Raw genomic sequence first — 23,474 nt, 5'->3', positions numbered from 1 at the left:
GTACAGGGTCAGACCCTGACTGTCTCGGTGTGCGGGGTTCAGCGGTGCAGCAAGCCGCTGATCGCCTCCAGCAGCACATCCTCCTGGAACGGCTTGCCGAAGTAGGCATTCACGCCCAATTCCAGCGCTACGTTGCGGTGCTTGTCCGCGCTGCGCGAGGTAATCATGATGATGGGGATGTGCCTGGTGCGTTCATCGCCGCGCACATTGCGGGTCAGATCGAAGCCGTCCATGCGCGGCATTTCGATATCGACCAGCATCAGGTCCGGCGAGGTTTCCTGCAGCTGCTCCAACGCATCCACGCCATCCTTGGCCAGCAGCACGCGATAGCCTTCGCGCTCCAGCAGGCGCTGCGTCACGCGCCGCACCGTCAGCGAATCGTCCACCACCATGATGGTGCGGCCAACTTGCGGCGTCACCGCAGGGCTGTCCGCCGCCACTTGCGCATAGTGCGCCTTCACTTCGGGATGGTGTGCCAGATGCTGCGCCAGCGCGACCGGATTCAAGATCAGCACAATGTCGCCGGTACCAAGCACCGTGGCGCCGGCGATGCCGACCATGCGCGACAGCTGCGGGCCGATGTTCTTGATGACCACCTCGCGATTGCCCAGCACCTCATCCACCTGCAGCGCCAGATGCTCGTTGCCATTCTTAAGCATCATCACCGGCGCTGAGCGCTGCACCGGCGGCTGCGCGGTATCGCCCAACAGCGTCGGCAGGTACTGCATGCCTTGCTCGCGTGCTTCGCCGAGGGCAGCTTCCTTCATTTGCACCACCTGCTCAACCAGAATCGCTGGCAGGGCGTAGGTCTTGCCGCCAGCGGCCAGCAGCACGACCTGCGTGACGGCCAAGGTCAGCGGCAGGCGGATCGCAAAACGCGTACCTTTGCCGCGTTCCGAGTACATATCCACGCGGCCACCCAGCGCTTGCGCTTCCGACTGCACCACATCCATGCCGACGCCGCGCCCCGACAGCTCGGTCAGCGACTCGGCGGTGGAAAAGCCGGGTTCGAAAATCAGGTCGGCGATTTGCGTATCGCTGGCGTCCTCGCCCTCGTGCAGCAGGCCGACGCTGATGGCCTTGGCCTTGATGCGGTCCAGATCCAGGCCGCCGCCGTCATCGCTGAATTCAATCACGACTTCATTGCCTTCCTGCGCCACCTGCACCAGCAGTTCGCCTATTTCATTCTTGCCTGCGGCAGTGCGGCCCTGGCGCGACTCCACGCCGTGGGCGATGGCGTTGCGCAGCAGGTGTTCGAACGGTGCGGACATGCGTTCCAGCACACTGCGGTCCAGCTCCACCGAACCGCCACGGATATCGAGATTGACGCGCTTGTCCACGTCCTTGGCGCTTTGGCGGGCAACGCGGAACAGGCGTTCGGCAATGCTGGCGAATGGCACCATCCGCACGCGCATCAGGTCACGTTGCAGGTCGCGCGTCAGGCGGGCTTGCTGGGTAAGGTCGCCGTGGGCGTTATCGACGCTGCGGGTCAGGCTTTCGTGGAAGCTGGCGACGTCGTTGACGCTTTCGGCCATCATGCGGGTGAGTTCTTGCAGACGGGTGAAGCGGTCGAATTCCAGTGGGTCGAATTCACGTTCGGTGGAAATCGACATGCGCGAAGCGATCTGCGATTCGGCCTGCATTTCGATTTCACGCAGTTGGCGGCGCAAGCGGGCCAGGTTGTCGGAGAAGTCGCTCAGTGAGGTGCGCAGGGTTTCGACTTCGTTTTCCAACCGTGAGCGTGAGATCGACACTTCACCGGCCTGGTTCACCAGGCGGTCAAGAATGTCGGCGCGGACGCGGACCAATGGCGATTTGGTGCTAGCCTGGGCTTCGTCGGCCGGTACGGCAGGTAGGGCGGCGGCTGCATCGCTCTCCATTGACTCAGGCGGTGCGTCGGTTAGCAGCGTGTCCGGGCGTTGCAATTGTTCGAACAGCAGCAGCGCGTGGTCGTAGTGGGCCAGCAGTTCTTCGAAAGCGTGCGGCGTTGCGGAGCCGGCATGTACCATGTTTTCGATGTGGGTTTCGATTTCATGGCAATGCTGGCCGAGGCGCATCGCACCCGCCATGCGCGCGCTGCCTTTGACGGTGTGCAGCAGGCGCAGCAGGCTCTGGGCTTGCGAGACATCGGCCGGATTGTGCTGCCAGGCGCGCAATGCTTCGCCTACCTGTGGCAGCAGGTCGGCGCCCTCTTCCAGGAAAACTGGCAGCAGGTCGGCATCCAGTTCGTCGTGGAAGACGGCGGGAGCTGCGGTCAGGATTTCCGGCTCGGCCGGTGCCAGCGCGATCACCTCGGCGTCTGGCTCGACCACCGGTGCTGCGCCCGCCGGCTCGGCAGGCGGCTCGATCTCTGGCTCGGGTTCGAGCGGCGCCGCGTCCGCAATGACTGGCGCAGGCGCGATGAAATCCGTTCCAGCGTCGAACGGATCTGCTTCAACTGGCGCAGGCGCTGGCGCTGCAGGCTCCAACTCCGGCTCGGGTGCGAGCGGCGCGGCGATCTTCAATGGTGGCTCAGCAAAGGCATCGTCAAACGCGGCGTTGAACAAATCATCGATGCCGTCATCGATATGCACTTCCGGCTTTTTCTTCACTGGCGGCGCGACCGGCGCTTCCGATTCCGGCACGGTGCCACTGATAGCGTTGTAGGTCTCGCGGAACAGCGTATCCAGCGCGGATTCCTGCGGTGCTTCCGGCGCAGCGTTCAGACCATCCATGGTCTCAGCCACCAGGCTATCAAGCCGCGCCTCGATCTCATTGCTGGCTGCAGGCGGCGTCGCCATCAGCTCATCGCGCAAGCCATGCAAAGCGCCGATCAGTTCCGGCTGCGCAGATGGCAATTCGCCTGCTGCGAAGCTTTGCAGCATCTGGCGGATGCGCTCCATGGTGAAGTCCAGCAGATCATGTTGAACCTGATCCAGATGCGGCGCTGGCGGCAACAGCACCTCCAGCGCGGACTCCAGCGCCAGCGCCAGTTCGCGCAGGACGTTGAAACCAACCGTGCCGGAGGTGCCCGCCAGTGTGTGCGAGGCCTGCAAAGCGTCCGGATTCACCGGACGGCGAGGCTCGTGGCGCCATTCGCCGAAGTCCTGCACCAGCTTGCGCACCAGGTCATCGGATTCGTGCAGGTAGATGTTGTACAGCGGCAGAGGAATTTCCAGATCGCCGATGTGCTTAATGTTGTCGTCACGCGGCGCGGCTGGCGGCGTGATAGTCGGGAACTCGATGACATTGCCATGGCTGACGACAGGCGGCGTGATTGGCTCAGTGACGACTGGTTCGTCAGGCGCGGCGATGGCTTCAATTTCCTCAACAGCTGGCGGCAAGGCTGGCTCGCCGCCTTCCTGTACCCGCGCGGCGGCGTCAATGATGGCATCAGCGCTGCGGTGCGAAATGCCGTTGGCGACCAGCTCCGCCACCCAGGCCGACATCTCACGCGCCGCAGCGTCGAGCAAATCAAACAATGCATCGGTCGCTGGCCGTGCTTCTGCCAGCCAGACATTCATCACCTTCTCGATAGCGTAAGCAGCATCGGCAAACTGGTTCAAGCCCACCATACGTCCGCTGCCCTTCAGCGTATGGAAGGAACGCCGCAGCATGGTCAGATTCTCTTCACTGCCAGACTCCACGCGCGGCCTGGCCAGCGTGGCATCCACAAACACCAGCACCTCTTGCGCCTCGGCGATAAAGATCTCCAGCAGCTCCGCCTCCACCGCAGCGTCGCTGGCGGCCGGTGGCGGCGTCTCGACCGGCATCGACAGCGGCGCGGGCGCCGGCACCTGCTCATCCAGTACCGGTATCGAGTCCGACGCCGCCATTTTCTTGAACGGCACCGAACGGAACGTGCCTTGTGCAGCATCGAACACAAATCGCTCGCGCGCACCCGCCGCATTCTGCGCCAGCATATCCACAAAGAAGCCCAGCGCGCCGACGTTCTGCGCAATGTCATCCAGCGCCTTCGGCTCAGCAGAAGGATCACCCTCGCCATGGGCCAATGCCGACACCATCGCCTTCACATGCTGCGCGGCGTGCATCGCACCTTCCTGGTCCAGCACCGCCAGCGCACCTTGCAGCTGATGCAGCACCGGCTCCAGCTCCAGCAGCGCTGGACGTCTGGACGGATCGGCATAATAATCATCCAGCCCCTTCTCCACCTGGCGCAAGCCGGTCTTCATCTCCATCGCCAGCGCGATGACCGTATCGTCCTGCTGCATCTGATGCGCCAGACCCTTTTGCCACTTCGCCGGCTCCGGTGGAGTCTCACCGGACACCAGCGCCAGCAAGCGCGCGCCTATGGTATCGGCGTGCGCCGCAAAATCATCCGGCAGATGACGGACGTGCTGCAGGCCGTGCTCCGCAAACAGCAAGGCCGTCGCCATTTCCAGCGCCAGCTCCTCGCTGCGGCCTGCGGAGACGGCTTTGCGCGCCACATCGGCCAACTGGCGCAGCAAAGCGCCCAGCGCGGACAGATTCAGCCTGTCACACTCCGCCGCCACGTCATGCAGCGCAGCGTCAAACGAAGCATCCAGCGCTGGATCGATTTCCGCTGCCGCCAGGCGATCCCAGTATGTCTTGGCTTGCGCGATGCCGTGTTTGGCACGTTCCAGCGCTTCCGTATCGACCTGGCCGTAGCGCCGCGTTTCATAGTCCGTGGACGCCAGGCCGTCCAGCGCAAACGCGCCACGCAACTGCTGCACGATGGACGACGCCGATTCGCTGCCTGCGGTCGCAATGAAGAACAAGGCATCCCGCAGTATCGCTTCCGGCTGCGCCGCTGTCCCCTGGCTCAAACGGCGGATCTGCAAATTGATCAAGCCGAACAACTGCTTCACGTACAAACCGCCAGCCAGCTGGCCGCCAGCCACCAGCTCCGCAAAGCCCTGCATCGTGAGCCAGAACGTGCGCGCCGCGTCGTCCTGCTGGGCATCGGCCACCAGCTTGACGGCGTCCAGCAGCGGCGCCGCCAGTTCCTGCTGCTGCGCAGCGTCGGCCGATTTCATATAAGGCAGCAACGCGCGCTCGAAGCGCTGGCGGAAGGCCGCGTAGTCCGGCGCGGACGCATCGGACGCATCGGACGCATCGGTGGCCGCTGGCACATGCACCGGCTGCGACAGGTCGGGATAGAACAAATCCGCCGGGTGGATGCGCTCCACACCCAGCATCTCCTGCACGGCGCGGTAGTAAGGGAACAGCTTCACCGGCTGCGATGGCGCCCCTTGCAGCAGCTCTTCCAGATACTCCACCAGCGCCTGATACAGCTGCGCCACCGCCTGTGCGTTATCGGCGCTGCACTTGAGCGTCCCCGCCTTGAAGGCGTCCAGCGCCGCCTCGGCCACTGCCGTCATCTGGCTGACGCCATCCACATCCACCATCTGCAAGGCGCCATGGGCCTGATGCAAATGCGACTTCGCATGCTGCAGCTGGGTAGCCTGATCTTCCGGCGCCCGTCCACCCGCCTCAAACAGCGCGGTGCGCGAACGTGCCAGCGACTCGCGAATTTCCACCATCACCCATGATAAAGGGCCAGTGTCGAATTGCGGCTGCTGTGGTGTCGATAAATCAGTTGTGGTCATGCTTGGTCTCGGCCTTTAAGCGATGCGGAATCGTGCCACGGAGTTCTTCAACTCCTGCGCCAGCACCGATAACTTGTGAATCGATTGTGCGGTTTGCTGCGTGCCGTCCTGGGTCTGCTCCGTCACCGCGAGAATATGCTGAATGTTCTGCGCCACGCCGGATGCCGACGTGGCCTGCTGCCCGGTCGCCTGCGCGATGCCGGAAATCAGCTCCGCCAGACGGTTGGACACCTGCGAAATATCATGCAGCGCCGCGCCAGCCGCGTCGGACAGGCGCGCGCCTTCCACCACGCCCTGCGTGGATTTTTCCATCGCCGCCACCGCGTCGTGGGTGTCGGTCTGAATCGTGCGCACCAGCGCGCCGATCTGCTTGGCCGCTTCGGCCGAGCGCTCCGCCAGCCGCTGCACCTCTTCCGCCACCACCGAGAAGCCGCGCCCCGCTTCCCCCGCGGAGGCAGCCTGAATCGCGGCGTTCAGCGCCAGCACGTTGGTCTGTTCGGTAATGTCGGAAATCAGCTCGGTGATCTCGCCAATCTCTTGCGACGATTCGCCCAGCCGCTTGATGCGCTTGGACGTATCCTGAATCTGCTCGCGGATCTCGTGCATGCCCTTGATGGCGTTTTCCACCGCCGTCGAACCCTGCTGCGCCGCAGCGACCGACTGGCGCGCCACGTCCGCCGATTCGCTGGCGGAGCGCGACACATCGGTAATCTCGTTGGCCATCGTCACCACGGTGGACGACGCATCCTGGATTTCGCGCGACTGCTGCTGCGATGCCGACAGCAGATCGCTGGAGATGCTTTGCGCGTGCGTGGAGGCCTTGGTCACCTGTTCGGCTGTCGCCGTCACACGCCCCACCAGGCCCCGTAGTTCCTCTACCGTGTAGTTGACCGAATCGGCAATCGCGCCGGTGATGTCTTCGGACACCGTGGCCTGCACCGTCAAATCGCCATCCGCCACTTCCTGCAACTCGTTCATCAGGCGCAGGATCGCCGCCTGATTCTGGTCGTTCATCGACTTGGCTTCCTCTTCCTGGCGCTGCGCCTGCTGGCGCATGGCTTCCGCTTCCTGGCGGCGGCGTTCCGCGCCGCGCGTGCGGTTGTGTGAATCCATCAGCAGCACGCGGCCAATCGCGGCGGCCGTCACCAGCGTCATCATGCCGCCGGCCACCATCAGCCAGAAGGTGATGTCGAGCGAGTCCTGATTTTCGCGGTAAGCCTGCTGTAAAACGCCGAGGCGCTGGCGCAGTGCTTCGTTATCGTTGAAGATCAGCTGTTCGGCCGCTTTGGCGGCGTTGAATTTATCCAGCTTGTCCAGGATGGCCGTCACCAGCTTCTGGTACTCCTCGAAAGCGCCCCGCAGCTCAGTGAATTTGGCGCGCAGGTCCGGTTCGCGCACGGCGGCCAGCCCTTGCGGCACGCTGCCACTCAGGAAGCCGTCGATGGTATTGCGGAACACCGTGGTATCACGCCCCAGCTGGAAAGCGGTTTCCGAGCTGATGCCGCCTGCGGTGAGGAATTCACTGGCGCTGCGGCTCATGCGCTGGGTCAGCATGGTCAGCTTGCCCAGCGCGGCGATCTCGCGCGCCGAGGCGCCTCGCTGTACTTTGAGGCCGATGATGTCTTCGGTACGCACCAGCAGATCGGGCGACATTTCGTTCAGCGTTTGCAGCGTCTTGTCCATGCCGCTCAGGTCCGCCTTGAGCGTCAGGATGGTGCCGGCAGCAAGATCGGTTGCGGTCCATTGCTTGCGCGCGGCAGCCACCACCACGGCGATGTCGGAGCGCGGCTCGCCGATGGAACGGCCCTGGTACTGGCCGCCGCGCGTCATCAGGTTGATGTCGTTATTGAGTTCCTTGCGGCTCTCCTCCAGCTGGCGGAAGCCCTCCACGCTGCCCTGCACCGCGTTTGGCGCCGCCTTGCCGATGCGCTGCGAATGCATCAGCGCATCGCTGGCCACCTGGGTTTGCGCCGAGCGGTTGGCGCTGTGGATGGTATTGAAGGCCACGAACACGGCGCTCAGGCCCAGCGAGACCGCCAGTGCGGTCGACAGCACGCTCAGTTGGCGTTGTGCCGGCAGATGGCCGATCAGCGGCAGCTTGAATCCGGGACCGGTTTCGACAGGAGCGGGCGGCCGGCGGCGTCCCAGCGCATCGCGCAGGCGCAGTGGCGCGGCGTCGCTATCGTCAGCTGCGGACGTGGGCGTGGACATGGACGCCGGCGGCGCGGGCGTGCCGGCGGCGGCGGTGTGCAGGAACTGCGAATCGCCAAACTCCGAGTTCGCGGCCGCATCCTGGGCGGCATTCCGGCTGCCGCGCGAGAAAATACCCTTAAAAGCCATACACCCTCTCCGGATTAGTGTTTGCCTGCTATACCAGCCCTACTTGTACAAACCTTGCTTCCTGCACCAGCTGCGCCAGGTCGATGCGCCGCCATTGTTGCCCTTCGCTGTCGCGGAACGCATCCGACGGCAGCGCTTCCATGTCAGCCAGCTTGCGCAGGCCCAGCACGCGCTCCACCAGCAGCGCGCAGTTGAAGCCCAGTGGGGGCGCAAAGGTAATCAGCCGCCGTTCCGACAATGCGGCATCGCCCGCAGACTGCTGCAGATAGCGCGCCAGGTCGATCACGCCGGTCAGGTGGCCGCGGATATTCACCAGGCCCAGATACCAGTCCTGCGTCAGCGGCACTGGCGTCGCGGTCTGCAGTGGTACGATCTCGCTGATCTGCGTCAGGTCCAGCAGGCACTGATGCCCGCCGATCAGCACACCCAGTTCACGCCCGCCTTCCGGCGCGCCGGTCTTGGCGGCCTGCATGCGCTCCAGCAGCTGCACCTGGTACTGGCGCAGGCGGCTGCGGCGTTCTGTCCCTGGCGTAGGGCCGCTCATCGTTAGCCGAGGGCCGCGATCTTGGCCAGCAGTTCAGCCGCATCCACCGGCTTGACCAGATAGTCCCTGGCGCCCTGGCGCAGGCCCCAGATGCGGTCAGTCTCCTGGTTTTTGCTGGAGCAGATAATGATGGGGACATCCTTCAACTCGGGGTCGCGCGCGATGGAGCGCGTGACCTGGAAGCCGTTCGCCCCCGGCATCACCACATCCATCAGGATCAGCTCCGGCTTGTCGGTCTTGATCTTGATGAGCGCTTCCTCACCGCTTTCGGCCACCGTCACGGTGTAGCCATTCCTGGTCAGGATATCGTTGAGGTAATAGCGCTCCGTGGGCGAATCATCGACGATCAGAATGCGTTGTATGGCCATATTTCCCCCTGGGGCTTTCTTATTCTGGTATTCCAGCAGCGCCGCCGGTGTGCTCGCGCACCGCGGCCAGCAGGCTGTCTTTGGTAAAAGGTTTGGTCAGATAGGCAACGGCGCCGACCATGCTGCCCCGCGCGCGGTCGAACAGGCCATCCTTCGAGGACAGCATCAACACGGGCGTGGCATGGAATTTTGCGCTTTTTTTAATCAGTGCGCAGGTCTGATAGCCGTCCAGGCGCGGCATGAGGATGTCGCAGAAGACCAGCGCCGGGTGGTGATCGTTGATTTTGGCGAGGGCGTCAAAGCCATCCTCGGCCAGCACCACCTGATAACCGGCCTGGGTCAGGAAGATCTCAGCGGAGCGACGAATGGTGCTGCTGTCGTCGATCACCATGATTTTCAGAGCAGAGTTCATAGTCGCTAGGCCGGGCGGCGCGTTAAAATCAGATGGCTACCATCTCGAAATCGTCCTTGCGGGCGCCGCATTCCGGGCAGCTCCAGTTCATCGGGACGTCAGCCCAACGGGTGCCGGCAGCAATGCCTTCATCCGGCAGGCCGGCTGCTTCATCGTAGATCCAGCCACAGATCAGGCACATCCAGGTCTGGAACTCCTGCGTTGTTTCGTTGCTACTCACGTTTTGCCACCCTCAATCTAGTAAAATGCTGAATTAGGTATCTTAATCTACCCGCCGTGCAAAACCAAACTTCTCCTCTTATATTGAGCTTCGGTGCTGCCGATCCGGCTGGCGCCTCCGGTGTCCAGGCCGACCTGGCGGTTTTTTCGGCCCTGTCCTGTACCGGCACAGCGGTCACCACTGCGTTGCTGATCGGCGACAGCGCTGGCGTTGAAGATCTCCAGGACATCGACCCGGACTGGGTGGCCGACCAGGCCCGCGTGCTGCTCGAAGACATGACCATGGCCGCCTTCAAGGTCGGCGCCATCACCAATATCGAGCAGGTGGCCGCGATCGCCGAAATCCTGTCCGATTATCCCGATGCCCCGCTGGTGCTTGACCCCTTCAGTTCACGCCTGCCGCAGCCGCCCGAAGACGATGCGGAAGACCTGCTGACCGCCCTGCGCCAATTGCTGATTCCACAGGCCACGGTGGTCATGCTATCGCAAGTTGAGCTGGGACGCCTGGCGGAAACGTGGCGCGAGGCCGGCGAGGACACGCTGGAGTCGGATGTCGAGCATTTACTGGCCCTGGGCTGCGAATTTGTGCTGGTCACCGGTACCTCGTCCGGCAATGCGGGCGATCCGGCGGCGCCCAACACGCTGGCCAATACCTTGTACGGCGCCGATGGCGTCATCAGCCACGACGCCTGGCAGCATCTGGCGGGGCCGTTTATCGGCGCCGGCGGCACGCTGTCGGCAGCAATGACCGCCTTCATGGCGCGCGGCGCCGACGCCCCAGAAGCAGTGGCGGCCGCACAGGAGTACACTGTCGGCGCGCTGGCGCATGCGCAGCGCTACGGGATGGGCAAATTTGTGCCCAACCGCTTTTTCCATTTGCAGTCCGCCGAGGACATGCAATAAAAATTAAGAAGATGCCATCATGACTACGATTTCCAAAAACGACCAGCTGTTCGAACGCGCCCAGAAAACCACGCCGGGCGGCGTCAATTCGCCGGTGCGCGCCTTCCGCTCGGTGGGCGGCACGCCGCGTTTCATCACCCGCGCCGAAGGCCCGTACTTCTGGGACGCGGATGGCAAGCGCTATATCGACTACATCGGCTCCTGGGGGCCGGCGATTGTCGGCCATGCCCATCCGACCGTGGTGAAAGCGGTGCAGGAAGCCGCTGCGCGCGGCCTGTCGTTTGGTGCGCCGACCGAAGCGGAAATCGAGATGGCGGAAGAAATCGTGCGCCTGGTGCCATCGATCGAGCAGGTGCGCCTGGTATCGTCGGGCACGGAAGCGACCATGAGCGCGCTGCGCCTGGCGCGCGGCGCCACGGGCCGCGACAAGATCGTCAAGTTTGAAGGCTGCTACCACGGCCATGCGGATTCGCTGCTGGTCAAGGCGGGCAGCGGCCTGCTCACCTTCGGCAACCCGACGTCGGCGGGTGTGCCGGAGGACTTCGTCAAGCACACGCTGGTGCTGGACTATAACAACGTGGCGCAGATCGAAGAGGCCTTTGCCAACTTCGGCGACGAAATCGCGTGCGTCATCGTGGAACCGGTGGCCGGCAATATGAATCTGATCAAGGCCTCGGAAGCCTTCCTGCAAGCGCTGCGCGCACTGTGCACCAAACACGGTGCAGTGCTGATCTTCGATGAAGTGATGTGCGGCTTCCGTGTGGCGCTGGGCGGCGCGCAGGAACTGTATGGCATCAAGCCGGACCTGACGGCGCTGGGCAAAGTGATCGGCGGCGGCCTGCCGGTGGCAGCGTTCGGCGGCAGCGCGGCGCTGATGAGCAAGATGGCGCCACTGGGCGCGGTCTACCAGGCCGGTACGCTGTCGGGCAATCCGGTGGCAGTGGCAGCGGGCATGACCACGCTCAAGCTGATCCAGGAGCCTGGCTTCTACGACAAACTGAGCGCATCGGCAGCGCGCCTGGCGGCTGGCCTGACGGCTGCGGCCAAAGACGCCAACATCGCCTTCTGCGCGGATTCGGTGGGCGGCATGTTCGGCCTGTATTTCAGCGTCACGCCGCCGAACAACTACGCCGAGATGATGGCCGGCGACCGCGAACGCTTCAACGTCTTCTTCCACCGCATGCTCGATGAAGGCGTGTACTTCGCGCCGGCGGCGTTTGAAGCCGGCTTCGTCTCCGCCCAGCACACCGACGACGTCATCGACGAAACCATCGCCGCCGCCCGCCGCGTCTTCGCCAAGCTTTAATCTCCGTCATTCCCGCGAAAGCGGGAGTGACGTCAGTCAGGTTCTTCTTCGTCCTCTTCGGAACGCTGAATCACGCCGGTGTTGAAGTTGTACTCGAACAGGTCGCCGTAGCGGCCCCACTCGATGGCCACGCGCAGTGCGCGCTCGGCCTCTTCTTCGCTGAGCGTAAAGCGCAGCAGCTTGAGGAACAGGTCTTCCGGCAGATCGCCGGATTTGTCCTGTTCCAGGCCGTGGCAGATGTAGGCGATCAGCGGCACGTGTTCCAGCAGCTGTTTGCCGAACATGGCCTGGCGCTCGGCGTTCTCCGCTTTCACATAACGCCCGCCCAGCTCCGTCAGCAGGATGTCGCCGTTGGTCAGGTAGGCAAAGCCCAGCAGGATCAGCGCGTTCAGCACTTCCAGCAATTCGGCGTCAGTCAACTCGGTTTCTTCGGCGATCTTCGGCAGGTCGGCGCGGCCATGGAATGGTTCTTCGGCCAGCAGCTCCAGGATACCTTCCATGTGTGCGATATCGGCTTGCGGCAGGCGGTCGCCCAGTTGCAGCTTCACTTCGCGCTCGCTGATCAGACCACCGCCGCTGCCGCGACGGCCAGAGCTGGCGGTCATCAGTTCATACACCTTGTCGATCAGCTGGCGCACTTCCGCGCTCTCCGCCTTGCGCGGCTGCTGCAAGGAGATCGGCAGCTCGGCGCGCACGCGGCCCGGATCACTGGCGAAGATCAGCACGCGGTCGGCCATCATCACCGCCTCTTCGATATTGTGCGACACCACCAGGATGGCCTTGGTCGGGATCTGGCCGGACTGCCACAGCTCCAGGATTTCTTCGCGCAGGCGTTCGCCGGTCAGCACGTCCAGCGCCGAAAACGCCTCGTCCATGAGCAGCACTTCCGGCTCCATCACCAGCGCGCGGGCGATGCCGACCCGCTGGCGCATACCGCCCGACAGCTCGCGCGGCAGCGCGCCTTCAAAGCCGGACAGGCCGATCAGGTCAATCACCTTCTCGGCGCGGCGCGCGCGCTCTTCCGGCGGCATGCCCTGCGCTTCCAGGCCCAGTTCCACATTCTTCTGCACCGTCAGCCACGGGAACAGCGCGAACGACTGGAATACCATGCGGATCCCGCGCGCCGTGCCATACAAAGGCATACCGCGATACAGCACCTGGCCTTCATCGGCCTGGATCAGGCCCGCCATGATGCGCAGCATGGTCGACTTGCCGGAACCCGATTGGCCCAGCAGCGCGACGATCTCGCCTTCGCGCAGCGTGAAGTCCACGCCTTCCAGCACCGAGCGCGCGGAGCCATCGGCGCCACGGAAATGCTTGCCGACGGCTTTCAGTTCAACGATAGGAGTGCTCATGATTCTGTTCCTAGAAATGCAGCCGGCTTTCGGCCAAAGTATACAAACGGCGCCAGACGAAGTGGTTAAAGCCCATCACGAAAATACACATGATGCCGATGCCCAGCGCGATACGCGGGAAGTCGCCAGTGGCCGTCATCTCGGCGATATAGCTGCCGATGCCATGCGCCTTCAAGGTGGTCGGTCCCCAGCTCACAAACTCTGAGACGATGGCGGCATTCCATGAGCCGCCCGAGGCGGTAATCGCGCCCGTCACAAAGCTTGGGAAGATGGCTGGCAGCAGGTAGCGGCGCCATTTGAGCCAGCCCGTGAGGCCGAAGTTTTTGGCGGCATGACGCAGCTCGGTCGGTATCGTCGAGGCGCCGGCAATCACGTTAAACAGCAGGTACCACTGGGTGCCCAGGATCATCAGCGGCGACAGCCAGATGTCCGGATTCAGGTGGTAGCGCACGATGATGATGACCGCCACCGGGAACACCAGGTTGGCCGGGAATGCGGCCAAAAACTGCGCCACGGCCTGGGTGCGCGATGCCCAGCGCGGGTTCATGCCGATCCAGATTCCGACCGGTACCCACACCAGCGCCGCCAGCGCCAGCAGCACGACCACGCGCAGCATGGTGTACACGCCCAGCATGAGCACATGCCCTACCTCGCTCCAACCGACTTCGGTGCGGATGAAGTGCACCAGACTCCATAAGGCATAGAACACCACGGCGGCAATCACCGCATCCCACACCCGTTGCGGCACCACCGACGGCTGGTCGCGGCGCGCGCGGATCGAGGTGCCGTCATGCGACAGGCGGAACACGGCGATGGAGCGCGACAGCTGGTTGCCAAACCATTCCACCAGTTGCTGCGTGCGGTCGGTGCGGCGCAGCCAGGTCAGCAGCCACGACGACTGCGCAGTATCGCTACCGGTTTCCTCGAAACGGAACTTGTCGGCCCACGCCAGCAGTGGACGGAAGAACAGCTGGTCATACAGCAGCACCGCGATCAGCATGGCAAAGATGGCCCAGCCAATCGCGCCCAGATTACTCTGTTCGATCGCCAGCGCGATGTAGGAACCCATGCCCGGCAGCTTGATGGTCTGGTTGGACACCACGATGGCTTCCGACGCCACCACGAAGAACCAGCCGCCCGACATCGACATCATCATGTTCCACAGCAGGCCAGGCATGGCATACGGCAGTTCCAGGCGCCAGAAGCGCTGCCAGCCGGACAGCTGAAACACCTTGGCCGCCTCCGACAATTCGGCCGGCACCGTGCGGAAGCCCTGGTACGCGGAGAACGCCATATTCCACGCCTGCGAGGTAAAGATCGCAAACACGGCAGCGCATTCCACGCCCAGCAGATTCCCGGGGAACAGTGCGATGAACGCCGTCACGGTAATCGACAAAAAGCCCAGGATCGGTATCGATTGCAGGATGTCGAGCATCGGCACCATGACCTTTTCCGCGGTGCGGTACTTGGTGGTCAGCGCGGCAAACACACAGCTGAAGACCACTGACGCGCCCATGGCGATAAACATGCGCAGCGTGGTGCGCAGCAGGTAGTACGGCAGATACCAGGGATCCAGCGTCATCGGCAAGGTCTGGCCCAGTTCATACGGACGCGCCATCTGCTGGCTGCCATAAGCCATCAACACGAAGATCGCGAGCACGATGGGCAGCAAGGCCCAGTCCCAGCGGTTACCGCCGGCTTCCACCACCTGGCGGGGGAAAAATTGCCGTTTCTTGTTCATTGCATTTACTTTCTCAAAGCGACAGGAGGTATCGCGTGGAGATCAAAGGAGGGAGCTTTTTTAGCCAGCGCCATTCTAATAGATTATTACGACGAATATATTACATTCGTGAAAGTTACCTAATATATAATTGCCAGCTATGAAACTGATAGCCGAAAAGCGGTCCCGGACCGACAAGTACGATGTGCTGCGCTTTGTGCGCAACAATGGCAGCTGCACGGACGCGCTGATGCCACGTCAGGGCATCTTACCGCACGACCTGGTGCACTACGTGGTGGAGTCGGCGCTGCCGCTGCGCCATGGCTTTCTGAGCCTGCTCGCGCGCGGCGCCGATGCGCAGTTCGTCATGGAGTCGGTGCACGACAAGAGTAATCCGCATGTGCAAACCGAGGCGGTGCAGGCCGAAGCGATCGTCGAAGGCTTGCAGGCGCAGCTCTGGTCCGGCGCGTTTGATGAAGCGGCTTTCCTGGCCGGCGCCGCAGCCGCCTGCGCCGCGCGCAACAAGCCGCCGTTCGACTTCAGCCAGCTGGCAATGAATGTCAAGGAAATGCTCTACGACCGCGCCCTGGCCCTGCATGAGCAATGGCACGCGGCGCCCTACTACAGCACCCTGTCGCTGGAATTCAACCCGCAGCCAGTCTGATTATTTGAGCCAGCCGCGGTGGCGGAAGTAGAGGAACGGGGCGATGGCGCTGGCCAGCATCATGACCAGGGCCAGCGGGTAGCCCAGGTCCCACTCCAGTTCTGGCAGCCACTTGAAGTTCATGCCGTAGATGGACGCGATCAGCGTCGGCGGCAGGAAGGCCACGCTGGCCACCGAGAAGATCTTGATGATCTTGTTCTGGTTAATGTTGATGAAACCCACCGTGGCGTCCATCAGGAAGTTGATCTTGTCGAACAGGAAGGACGTGTGGCCGTCCAGCGATTCGATATCGCGCAGAATCTGGCGCGCTTCTTCAAACTGTTCCGAATTGAGCAGGCGGCCGCGCATCAAAAAGCTGACCGCGCGGCGCGTATCCATCATGTTGCGGCGGATACGGCCATTCAAGTCTTCCTCGTGGGCGATGGCGTTCAGCGCGGCAGCGGCGTCCTGGTCGGTGAATTCTTTCTGCAGCACGCGGCCGCTGACTTCTTCCAGGTTCTGGTAGATGCCTTCCAGCGCGTCGGCCGAGTACTCGGCATCGGTGGCGTACAGGTCCAGCAGCACGTCCATGTAATCGACGATCGAACCGGGGCGCGAACGCGCGCGCATGCGTACCAGGCGGAACACGGGCAGGTCGTCGGTGTGCACCGAGAACAGCATCTTGCGCGCCAGGATGAAGGCCACCGTGACGATGCGCGACGGGCCGTCCTCTTCTTCCAGCAGGAAGTCGGTGCGCAGGTGCAGGTCGCCGTTTTCCGCTTCGTAGTAACGGGCCGAGGCTTCGATGTCCTTGACTTCGTCTTCGCCCGGCAGGGTCACGCCATAAATCGTCTTGACCCAGGCCCGTTCGTCATCCGTCGGGTCGGTCAGGTCGACCCAGACCGGTTCAGCCTTTTCCAGGTCTTCGCGCGTGTCGATAGGTACCTGGTTGAGCCGGCCATTCTGGAGAACGAAAACATTAATCATGAGTACACGCGCCTTTGGAAACAGCGCAAGTGTACCCGCAAAGCCGGGCTGAGACCAGCTTGTTAGGGCAAATCCGCCGAGCCCATACGGCGCAGGATCACGGCGGTCCGGCGGGCCAGATAGTTGGAGTCGCGATGTTTGTCGAAATAGCGCGGATTTGGCAGCATCACCGCCAATTTCGCCGCCTGCACGGCGCTCAGGCCGGCCGCGCTGACGCCATAATAGTGGCGTGCCGCCGCCTCGGCGCCAAAGGTGCCGGTGCCGAATTCCACCACGTTGAGGTAGATCTCGAAGATGCGCTCCTTGTCCATCAGCGTCTCCAGCATGAAGGTGATGACCAGCTCCTGCCCCTTGCGCACATAGCTGCGCGAGCCGGACAGGAACAGATTCTTGGCCAGCTGCTGGGTGATGGTCGAACCACCCGATACCACCTTGTGCTTCTTGTTGTTCTTCTCGTAGGCCTTCTGCATGGCTTCCCAGTCCACGCCGTCGTGGTCGGAGAAGTTGGCGTCCTCGGAGGCGATGATGGCGCGCTTCAGGTTATTCGAGATGCGGTTGTACGGCACCCACATCTGCTGGATATTCGCCTTGGGATTTTTTTCCTGCAGCGTCGCCTGCTGCTCGCGCATGAAGCTGGTCATGGAGGGGTTGTGGTCCACCCACCACCAGATCTGCAGGAAGAAGTACAGCTGCACCACCAGCACCAGCAGGATGGGCAGGATAAAGACCCACTTCACCCAGCGCCATTTGCCGGCGGATTTGGTCGCGATCCTGCTCATAGCCTGGTCCGCAGATTGTGCAGCACATCGGCCGTGGCTGGCTGCACGCCGCGCCACAGCTGGAACGCTTCCGCCGCCTGCTCCACCAGCATGCCCAGGCCGTCACGCAACTGTGCGCCGTGCTGGCCCGCGAACTGCAAGAATACCGTGGGGGAAGCGCCGTACATCATGTCCAGCGCCAAAGCGCCAGGCGCAAATACCGATGGCGAAATCGGCGGCAGCTCCGCGCTCAGGCTCGCTGCCGTGCCGTTGATGATGATGTCGTAGTCGCCTTCAATCTCGGCAAAGCCGCACGCCGACACCACGCCCTCGCCGCCCAGCGCGGCAAACTGCTCAACCAGCTCTTCGGCCTTGGCCACGGTGCGGTTGGCAATCACCAGTCTGGCCGGACGATGCTCGAGGATCGGCAACACCACGCCGCGCACCGCGCCGCCCGCGCCCAGCAGCAGCACGCGTTTGCCCGTGATCGGCACGCCGGCATTGTTGACGATGTCCGCCACCAGGCCAGCGCCATCGGTGTTGTCGCCGATGATGCCGTCGTCGCTGAACACCAGCGTATTGACGGCGCCTGCGGCGCGCGCGCGGATGGTCAGCGCCTGCGCCAGCTTGACGGCTTCCAGCTTGAACGGCACCGTCACATTGGCGCCCTTGCCGCCTTGCGCGATGAAGGCGCGCACCGCATCGGCAAAGCCGTCAAGCGGCGCCAGGCGGCGCTCGTATTCCAGCTCCTGTCCGGTCTGCGCTGCAAACGCGGTGTGGATTTCGGGCGACTTGCTATGGGCAATCGGGTTGCCGAACACGCAGTAGCGGTCCATATTCTTAACGTCCTCCGCCGCTTAAATCGGCTTGTAATTTATCGTCACGGGTGAATCTGAAGGTGGTGATGATGACCCACAAATCATCGCGGTCGCTCGAGCGCATATTCGGCGGGAATTTACCAAACGGCGCCGAGCGCCGCACGATGCGTATGGCCGCCTCGTCCAGCGCCGGATTGCCGGAGCTGCGCTCGACCTTGATGCCGCCATCTTTCTCGTAGATGGTGCCATCCTGGAACACCGGGATCAACAGCATCAGCTGGCCATACAGCTTGTGGCCGTTGTTATTCGGGAAGTTGAGCGTGCCGAAATCTTCGATACGCTTTTGCATGGTCTTGTAATACGTGGCGTAGCCAGCCTCGCGCGTGCTGGGCGTGATCGTGGTCTTCTTCGGCCGCTTGTTCTGTTCCTCGATAGTCTCGCTGATCTCCGCCACGCGGCGGGCAATGGCCTTGCTCGATTCCAGCAGATCGGCGCCGGTCGGCGTCGGATCGGGCTTGTTTTTTTCGGTGATCGGCGGCGCCTCTATCGACGCGCTGGATTTCACCTGGGTCAGCAGATTCTTTTGCTGCTCTTCCAGCTCGCGGATGCGGCGTTTGCTGGCCTTGACGCTATCGCCCATCTCGGTCTTGCGCATGTCCGGCATCGGCGATTTGGAGCGCCCCTGGTCGACCGTGCCGCCGCCGTCCAGGTTGGCCTGCGCCACGGCGTCCGCCTTGAGCGGCGCCTTGTTGTGCTTGGCGTTGACGAGGATCACTTCCAGCCCCGGGTCCGTGGCTTGCGCCGGCGTCGGCGCTGGCGCCGCAAAGTGCACCGCCAGCATGGCGCCGTGGGCCACCAGCGAAATGCCGAGGGCAAGGTACAGCAAGCGATTTTCTTTAAAAGACTTCACTCGATGGCCGGACGAAAGAGATGGGACTGATTTTACACGTCATTCCGCCGCTGGCTGCTGGCCGGCTGACTCGGCAGTGGCTTCCACCGCCACTTCCGGTGCATCGACCGCTTCTTCCGGCGCGTCTTCGACCTCGTCTTCTTCGAAGTCCACATCGCTGGCCGCCACATCGGCCGGAATCTCCAGGATGCGCGCTTCCACCGTCAGATCCACCTCGTCCCAGCGCAGGATGTCCAGCTTGACCTGGGCGCCACGCGCCACCGACGGCATGCCCGGCAGACGGATGATGAGCGGAATATCGGTCAGGCGCAGCACTTCGTCCTTGAGCACCACCGCCTCCACCTGACGGGCGTTTTCCTGGCCCAGCCAGCGCAGGCACCAGTAGCGTTCCATATTCGACTGGTGATCCGCATAGGCCGCGTACGCCGCATCAAACTGCGACACGATCGCAAACAGCTCCGCATCCTTGTGCTTGAAGTGCGCAACAAACGGCGCCATCACGCCCTTCTCGGCGCAGGCCAGGATCTGCCACTGGTTGACCAGGTCGGTATAGCGGCGCAGCGGCGAGGTGCTCCATGCGTACTGGTCCACGCCCAGACCTTCGTGCGGCGCGGCGTGGGTCAGCATGCGGACCTGCATCTTGGCGTTCCAGCCGCCGACGCCACGGCCCTGGCTGCGGTAGATACCCGGTACGCCATTGTCGTGCATCATCTTACCCCAGCTGCTGTTGGCAAAGATCATCAGCTCGGCGACGATCTTGTCCAGCGGCGCGCCGCGCTTGCGGCGGGTGACGCTGACGACGTCGTCTTCCACGTAGAAGTTGTAATCGACGCGGTTGTTCTGTTCCGGCTTGAGGCCAAAGCCTTCGCGCTTGACCATGCGCGCCGCTTCCAGCACTTGCGCCCACTTCCAGATCAGGCACAGGTCGTCCTTGTGCGGATACTCGCCGACGCCGCTGGCCAGGGTTTCTTCGTTGACCAGGTCGTCGAGGTCGTTATGGCGCAGGTTGTGCGCGATCGGCACCATCTCGGCGCGGGTTTCCGTGGCCACGACGCTCCAGTCGGCCGGGTTCAGCGTGGCGTACAGCGACAGCGCCGGGCAGGTCTTGCCTTCGGCCAGCGTGAACGCCTCCACCACGTTATCCGGCAGCATGGTGATCTTATCGCCAGGCATGTAGACAGTTGACATGCGGCTGCGCGCCAGCTTGTCCACTGCGTCATCGGGCTTGATGGCCAGGCCAGGCGCGGCAATGTGAATGCCAACCTTGACGTTGCCGTCGGCCAGATGGGTGACCGAGAACGCATCATCGATCTCGGTGGTGGTCACGTCATCGATCGAGAACGCCTTGACGTCCGCGTGCGGCAGGTTGGTGGGCGGCACCGGCACCAGCACCTCCGGGAAGCCCGCGCCTTTCGGGAAGTTCTCGAACAGGAACTTGGCCATGTGCAGCGCCTTGGCCGACGGCACGCCGCCGACCGCCAGCATCAGGCGCTGCGGATTGGTGTGCAGCTCGGTGCACGCGGCGTCCAGCGCCTTGTACTCGATGGAATTCTTGTCCGGCTTGAACAGCAGCTGCATGACGATGTTGTGCATCGACTCCGGCAGCTGGTTGGCTTTGAGCTCGTCCACATAGGATGCTTGCACCAGCGCCTGCTGTTTCTTCTTCTCGATGCCGGCCAGCGCCGCGCGCAGCGATTGCTCGGGCGCGGCCTTGTAGCGGCCACGGCCTTTTTTGTAGAAATAGACCGGCGACGAATGCAGGCTCAGGATCAGGCCGGCCGCTTCCGCCGGCTGCGGCGCATGGCCGAAGTATTCCGCGCCCAGTTCGGCAAAGCCAAACTCTTCTTCGCCGGCGACTTCCCACAGGAATTCCAGGTCGATGTCGGCGGCAATCGCCTTGGCCTGCTCCATGAGATCGGCCGGTGACGGCTTCTCGAACTGCAGCAGCACATCCTTGGCCTTGACCTTGGTGCGCTTGCCGCTGGCCATCTCCACCTGATAGGCCTCGCCCGCTTGCGTCATCACACTGCCGACCTTGAAATCGCCGGATTCTTCAAAAAATACATTCATCGTTTATTCGTGCTCGTTTTAATCAGTTCCAGGACAGAAGGCAGAAACACTTCCGTCACCAGCAGGGTACCTTGCCGGCGCTGATAGAGACAGCGCCGTGCATATAATATGTGGGCGTCCGGAGCCGCCACGCCGTTGGCGATCAGCGCCGCCCGCGCGCGTTGCGCCAAAGGATGCCCTTCCCGCAATCTTGCAAATTCCAACACACCACGCCGGACCACCGGATCACCAAACAGCGTGGTGCCCAGCGAGCGCTCGCCCAGCGCACTGAACAGCGGCCAATCCGTGGCCGTGGCCGACATCGGCACCACCGTGTGCGCAAACACCGCAGGCGTATTATCACATCTCAGCAGCACATCCCTTTCCCAGACCCGGCCCGGCCGATGCATGCCGATTCTTGCGGCCTCGTCGGTCAGGCATATCGCGCTGCGCTGATGCAGCCGCTGCACGCGAAAAGCCTGGCTATGCGCCTTGAGGCGTGCGGTCAGCGAACCACCTTCCATCAGCCACGGCACATAGGCTGACGGCGCGTTCACCGCCAGCACATGCGGCTGCCACTGCGTCTGCCGCAGCGAGGCACCACGCCGCGCGTTCAAGACCGCGCCTCGATACCGCAGAAGGCCAGTATCGCATCCAGATATTGCGGGAATTCGGAAATCGCGTGGTCGCTGCCTTCAATCACATGCTGGCGCGCGCCCTGATAGTGACGCAGCATGTCGCGGTAGTCCAGCACTTCGTCACCGGTGGCGGCGATCAGGAAGTAGCGCTCAGGATGGCTGATGTGCGCGACTTCCAGTGCGCGCAGCTCATCAATATATTCGCGCTTGAATTCAAACGGCTCGTCAGAGTGGTATTGCGTGGTCACGCCGACGTGCCGGTCCAGGTCCAGGCTTGGCACCACGGCAGGATTCAGCAGCACCGCGCGGCAACCGATGCGTTCGGCCAGCCAGGTGGCGTAATAGCCGCCCAGCGAGGAGCCGACGATGCTCAATTGCTGCGCCGGAATGCCTTCTACTAGAGAGAGCGCCAGTGCCATTGCCAGCCTGGGCGAGGCCGGCAGCTGCGGGCAGATCAGTTGATCGGCCAGGCCCAGCGCCGCCATGCGCTCGCCGACCAGGCGCGCCTTCATGGATTGCGGCGAAGAGCGAAAGCCGTGGAGGTAAAGAATCATCAGGCCAGCGCTTTCAGTATCTTGTCATGAATGCCGCCGAAGCCGCCGTTGCTCATCACAATAATATGGTCACCCGGCTGGGCGGCCTTGGCGATGGCGGCCACCAGCGTGTCGATGTCTTCGTAAGCGCTGGCAATATCGCCCAGCGGTGACAGCGCCGCGCCCACGCTCCAGCCCAGCGATTTTTCGACGCCGTAGCCAAACACCAGATCAGCCTCTTTCAGGCTGCCCGGCAGCGCGTCTTTCATCGCGCCCAGTTTCATGGTGTTGGAGCGCGGCTCCAGCACCGCCAGGATGCGGGTCGCGGCGCCAACCTTCTGGCGCAGGCCGCCCACGGTGGTGGCAATTGCGGTCGGGTGGTGGGCGAAGTCGTCGTACACGGTGATGTCGTTGACCACGCCGCGCACTTCCATGCGGCGCTTGACGCTGTCAAACGCCGCCAGCGATTTGGCCGCCTGCGCAATCGGTACGCCCACATGGCGCGCGGCAGCAATCGCCGCCAGCGCGTTGGCGCGGTTGTGCTTGCCGGTGAGCTGCCATGCCACGCGGCCTTCCACTTTGCCCTGGAAGATGACGTCGAACGTGCCGTCATCGTGTTCGTTCATCGCCCAATCCGTACCCTCGCTGCGGCCAAAGCTTTCCTTCTCGCTCCAGCAGCCGCGCTTGAGCACGCGCTGCAGCGGGTCTTCATCGCCGTTATAGATGACGCGGCCAATGCCCGGCACGGTGCGGACCAGATGATGGAATTGGGTTTCAATCGCGCCCAGATCAGGGAAGATGTCAGCGTGATCGTATTCCAGGTTGTTCAGGATGGCGGTCTTGGCGTGGTAGTGCACGAACTTGCTGCGCTTGTCGAAGAAGGCGGTGTCGTACTCGTCCGCCTCGATCACGAAGAAGATCGAATCCTTGTCGCCCTGCATGCGCGCCGAGACGCCAAAGTTCATCGGCACGCCGCCGATCAGGAAGCCGGGCGCGTAGCCGGCGTCTTCCAGTATCCAGGTCAGCATGGCGGAGGTGGTGGTCTTGCCGTGCGTGCCGGCCACGGCCAGCACCCATTTGTCTCTTAATATATGGTCGCCGATCCACTGCGGGCCGGAGACGTACGGCAGGCCGCGGTTCATGATTTCCTCGATCAGCGGATTGCCTCGCGTGACCACATTGCCGATCACGTACAAATCCGGCTGCAGTCCGATCTGCTCCGGACCAAAGCCAGTAATCAGTTCGATGCCCTGCGCTTCGAGCTGGGTGCTCATCGGCGGATAAACGTTGGCGTCGCAACCGGTGACGCGATGGCCCGCTTCTTTGGCCAGGACGGCCAGGCCGCCCATGAAGGTACCGCAAATACCGAGGATGTGAATGTGCATAGTAAACAAAGACGAC

At 63.0% G+C, this 23,474-nt stretch carries 19 protein-coding genes; 3 read left to right on the top strand and 16 right to left on the bottom strand.

Annotated features, from left to right (window positions below; genetic code table 11):
* Window positions 1-38 precede the first annotated feature (38 nt).
* Genes GTP58_RS17410 through GTP58_RS17385 form a run of 6 tightly spaced genes read right to left on the bottom strand, consistent with a single transcriptional unit; the run spans window position 39 to window position 9,415 of the window.
* Complete coding sequence (locus tag GTP58_RS17410) at window positions 39-5,570, bottom strand: Hpt domain-containing protein (protein ID WP_161078521.1); 5,532 nt, start codon at window positions 5,568-5,570, stop codon at window positions 39-41.
* A gap of 15 nt (window positions 5,571-5,585) precedes the next feature.
* Window positions 5,586-7,910, bottom strand: coding sequence for a methyl-accepting chemotaxis protein (locus tag GTP58_RS17405; protein ID WP_161078520.1), 2,325 nt, complete (start codon window positions 7,908-7,910; stop codon window positions 5,586-5,588).
* Between the two features lie 28 nt (window positions 7,911-7,938).
* Entirely contained in the window at window positions 7,939-8,454 is a 516-nt protein-coding gene (locus GTP58_RS17400; RefSeq protein WP_161078519.1) for a chemotaxis protein CheW, read from the bottom strand.
* Between the two features lie 2 nt (window positions 8,455-8,456).
* A complete protein-coding gene (locus tag GTP58_RS17395) occupies window positions 8,457-8,822 on the bottom strand; it encodes a PleD family two-component system response regulator (protein WP_072790641.1) in 366 nt (121 codons plus the stop codon).
* A gap of 19 nt (window positions 8,823-8,841) precedes the next feature.
* Entirely contained in the window at window positions 8,842-9,234 is a 393-nt protein-coding gene (locus GTP58_RS17390) for a PleD family two-component system response regulator (protein ID WP_072790638.1), read from the bottom strand.
* Between the two features lie 28 nt (window positions 9,235-9,262).
* Complete coding sequence (locus tag GTP58_RS17385) at window positions 9,263-9,415, bottom strand: rubredoxin (protein ID WP_072790635.1); 153 nt, start codon at window positions 9,413-9,415, stop codon at window positions 9,263-9,265.
* Window positions 9,416-9,510: 95 nt separating this feature from the next.
* On the opposite strand from GTP58_RS17385, the gene GTP58_RS17380 reads away from it, so the two are divergent.
* On the top strand, window positions 9,511-10,356 hold the full coding sequence (locus GTP58_RS17380; protein WP_161078518.1) for a bifunctional hydroxymethylpyrimidine kinase/phosphomethylpyrimidine kinase: 846 nt from the start codon (window positions 9,511-9,513) through the stop codon (window positions 10,354-10,356).
* A gap of 19 nt (window positions 10,357-10,375) precedes the next feature.
* Window positions 10,376-11,662 carry a glutamate-1-semialdehyde 2,1-aminomutase gene (hemL, locus tag GTP58_RS17375; protein ID WP_161078517.1) on the top strand — a complete coding sequence of 429 codons (1,287 nt, stop codon included), beginning with the start codon at window positions 10,376-10,378 and terminating at the stop codon, window positions 11,660-11,662.
* A 32-nt stretch (window positions 11,663-11,694) separates the two neighbouring features.
* On the opposite strand, the gene GTP58_RS17370 is transcribed toward hemL, so the two are convergent.
* Together GTP58_RS17370 and GTP58_RS17365 are read right to left on the bottom strand one after the other, a co-directional pair.
* Window positions 11,695-13,017 carry a nitrate/sulfonate/bicarbonate ABC transporter ATP-binding protein gene (locus GTP58_RS17370; RefSeq protein WP_161078516.1) on the bottom strand — a complete coding sequence of 441 codons (1,323 nt, stop codon included), beginning with the start codon at window positions 13,015-13,017 and terminating at the stop codon, window positions 11,695-11,697.
* Window positions 13,018-13,027: 10 nt separating this feature from the next.
* Entirely contained in the window at window positions 13,028-14,758 is a 1,731-nt protein-coding gene (locus tag GTP58_RS17365; protein WP_161078515.1) for an ABC transporter permease subunit, read from the bottom strand.
* Between the two features lie 139 nt (window positions 14,759-14,897).
* Between GTP58_RS17365 and GTP58_RS17360 the strand changes: the two genes are divergently transcribed.
* Window positions 14,898-15,401, top strand: a complete 504-nt coding sequence (locus GTP58_RS17360) for a hypothetical protein (RefSeq protein ID WP_161078514.1) — start codon at window positions 14,898-14,900, stop codon at window positions 15,399-15,401.
* On the opposite strand, the gene corA is transcribed toward GTP58_RS17360, so the two are convergent.
* The 8 genes from corA to mpl form a co-directional block, all read right to left on the bottom strand.
* Entirely contained in the window at window positions 15,402-16,367 is a 966-nt protein-coding gene (gene corA, locus GTP58_RS17355; protein WP_072790620.1) for a magnesium/cobalt transporter CorA, read from the bottom strand. It lies immediately after the preceding gene.
* Window positions 16,368-16,429: 62 nt separating this feature from the next.
* A complete protein-coding gene (gene mtgA, locus GTP58_RS17350) occupies window positions 16,430-17,146 on the bottom strand; it encodes a monofunctional biosynthetic peptidoglycan transglycosylase (RefSeq protein WP_202413749.1) in 717 nt (238 codons plus the stop codon).
* Window positions 17,143-17,961 (bottom strand): shikimate dehydrogenase, encoded by an 819-nt coding sequence (aroE, locus tag GTP58_RS17345; RefSeq protein WP_161078513.1) that lies wholly within the window; start codon window positions 17,959-17,961, stop codon window positions 17,143-17,145. Before aroE ends, mtgA begins: the two co-directional genes overlap by 4 nt.
* A gap of 4 nt (window positions 17,962-17,965) precedes the next feature.
* Window positions 17,966-18,853 (bottom strand): TonB C-terminal domain-containing protein, encoded by an 888-nt coding sequence (locus GTP58_RS17340; RefSeq protein ID WP_161078512.1) that lies wholly within the window; start codon window positions 18,851-18,853, stop codon window positions 17,966-17,968.
* A 39-nt stretch (window positions 18,854-18,892) separates the two neighbouring features.
* Window positions 18,893-20,923 (bottom strand): ribonuclease catalytic domain-containing protein, encoded by a 2,031-nt coding sequence (locus GTP58_RS17335; protein ID WP_161078511.1) that lies wholly within the window; start codon window positions 20,921-20,923, stop codon window positions 18,893-18,895.
* Entirely contained in the window at window positions 20,920-21,519 is a 600-nt protein-coding gene (locus GTP58_RS17330; RefSeq protein ID WP_229215618.1) for a chorismate lyase, read from the bottom strand. Before GTP58_RS17330 ends, GTP58_RS17335 begins: the two co-directional genes overlap by 4 nt.
* A complete protein-coding gene (locus tag GTP58_RS17325) occupies window positions 21,516-22,094 on the bottom strand; it encodes a YqiA/YcfP family alpha/beta fold hydrolase (RefSeq protein ID WP_161078510.1) in 579 nt (192 codons plus the stop codon). Before GTP58_RS17325 ends, GTP58_RS17330 begins: the two co-directional genes overlap by 4 nt.
* Window positions 22,094-23,458: a UDP-N-acetylmuramate:L-alanyl-gamma-D-glutamyl-meso-diaminopimelate ligase gene (mpl, locus tag GTP58_RS17320; RefSeq protein WP_161078509.1), complete on the bottom strand. Its 1,365-nt coding sequence runs from the start codon at window positions 23,456-23,458 to the stop codon at window positions 22,094-22,096. Before mpl ends, GTP58_RS17325 begins: the two co-directional genes overlap by 1 nt.
* Window positions 23,459-23,474 lie beyond the last annotated feature (16 nt).

The organism is Duganella sp. CY15W (assembly GCF_009857555.1).
In the GTDB taxonomy this organism is placed as follows: Bacteria; Pseudomonadota; Gammaproteobacteria; order Burkholderiales; family Burkholderiaceae_D; genus Rugamonas; species Rugamonas sacchari.
Note: the sequence above shows the minus strand (reverse complement) of the source record. Positions and strands in the feature narration are given on the sequence as shown.

What these genes read in the sequence shown, in the direction of transcription:
- aroE (WP_161078513.1), bottom strand. Translation starts at nt 17,961, where the DNA reads ATGGACCGCTACTGCGTGTTCGGCAACCCGATTGCCCATAGCAAGTCG.
- GTP58_RS17400 (WP_161078519.1), bottom strand. Translation starts at nt 8,454, where the DNA reads ATGAGCGGCCCTACGCCAGGGACAGAACGCCGCAGCCGCCTGCGCCAG.
- GTP58_RS17390 (WP_072790638.1), bottom strand. Translation starts at nt 9,234, where the DNA reads ATGAACTCTGCTCTGAAAATCATGGTGATCGACGACAGCAGCACCATT.
- corA (WP_072790620.1), bottom strand. Translation starts at nt 16,367, where the DNA reads ATGATTAATGTTTTCGTTCTCCAGAATGGCCGGCTCAACCAGGTACCT.
- GTP58_RS17335 (WP_161078511.1), bottom strand. Translation starts at nt 20,923, where the DNA reads ATGAATGTATTTTTTGAAGAATCCGGCGATTTCAAGGTCGGCAGTGTG.
- GTP58_RS17385 (WP_072790635.1), bottom strand. Translation starts at nt 9,415, where the DNA reads ATGTGCCTGATCTGTGGCTGGATCTACGATGAAGCAGCCGGCCTGCCG.
- GTP58_RS17370 (WP_161078516.1), bottom strand. Translation starts at nt 13,017, where the DNA reads ATGAGCACTCCTATCGTTGAACTGAAAGCCGTCGGCAAGCATTTCCGT.
- GTP58_RS17325 (WP_161078510.1), bottom strand. Translation starts at nt 22,094, where the DNA reads ATGATTCTTTACCTCCACGGCTTTCGCTCTTCGCCGCAATCCATGAAG.
- GTP58_RS17410 (WP_161078521.1), bottom strand. Translation starts at nt 5,570, where the DNA reads ATGACCACAACTGATTTATCGACACCACAGCAGCCGCAATTCGACACT.
- hemL (WP_161078517.1), top strand. Translation starts at nt 10,376, where the DNA reads ATGACTACGATTTCCAAAAACGACCAGCTGTTCGAACGCGCCCAGAAA.
- GTP58_RS17360 (WP_161078514.1), top strand. Translation starts at nt 14,898, where the DNA reads ATGAAACTGATAGCCGAAAAGCGGTCCCGGACCGACAAGTACGATGTG.
- mtgA (WP_202413749.1), bottom strand. Translation starts at nt 17,146, where the DNA reads ATGAGCAGGATCGCGACCAAATCCGCCGGCAAATGGCGCTGGGTGAAG.
- GTP58_RS17395 (WP_072790641.1), bottom strand. Translation starts at nt 8,822, where the DNA reads ATGGCCATACAACGCATTCTGATCGTCGATGATTCGCCCACGGAGCGC.
- GTP58_RS17365 (WP_161078515.1), bottom strand. Translation starts at nt 14,758, where the DNA reads ATGAACAAGAAACGGCAATTTTTCCCCCGCCAGGTGGTGGAAGCCGGC.
- mpl (WP_161078509.1), bottom strand. Translation starts at nt 23,458, where the DNA reads ATGCACATTCACATCCTCGGTATTTGCGGTACCTTCATGGGCGGCCTG.
- GTP58_RS17405 (WP_161078520.1), bottom strand. Translation starts at nt 7,910, where the DNA reads ATGGCTTTTAAGGGTATTTTCTCGCGCGGCAGCCGGAATGCCGCCCAG.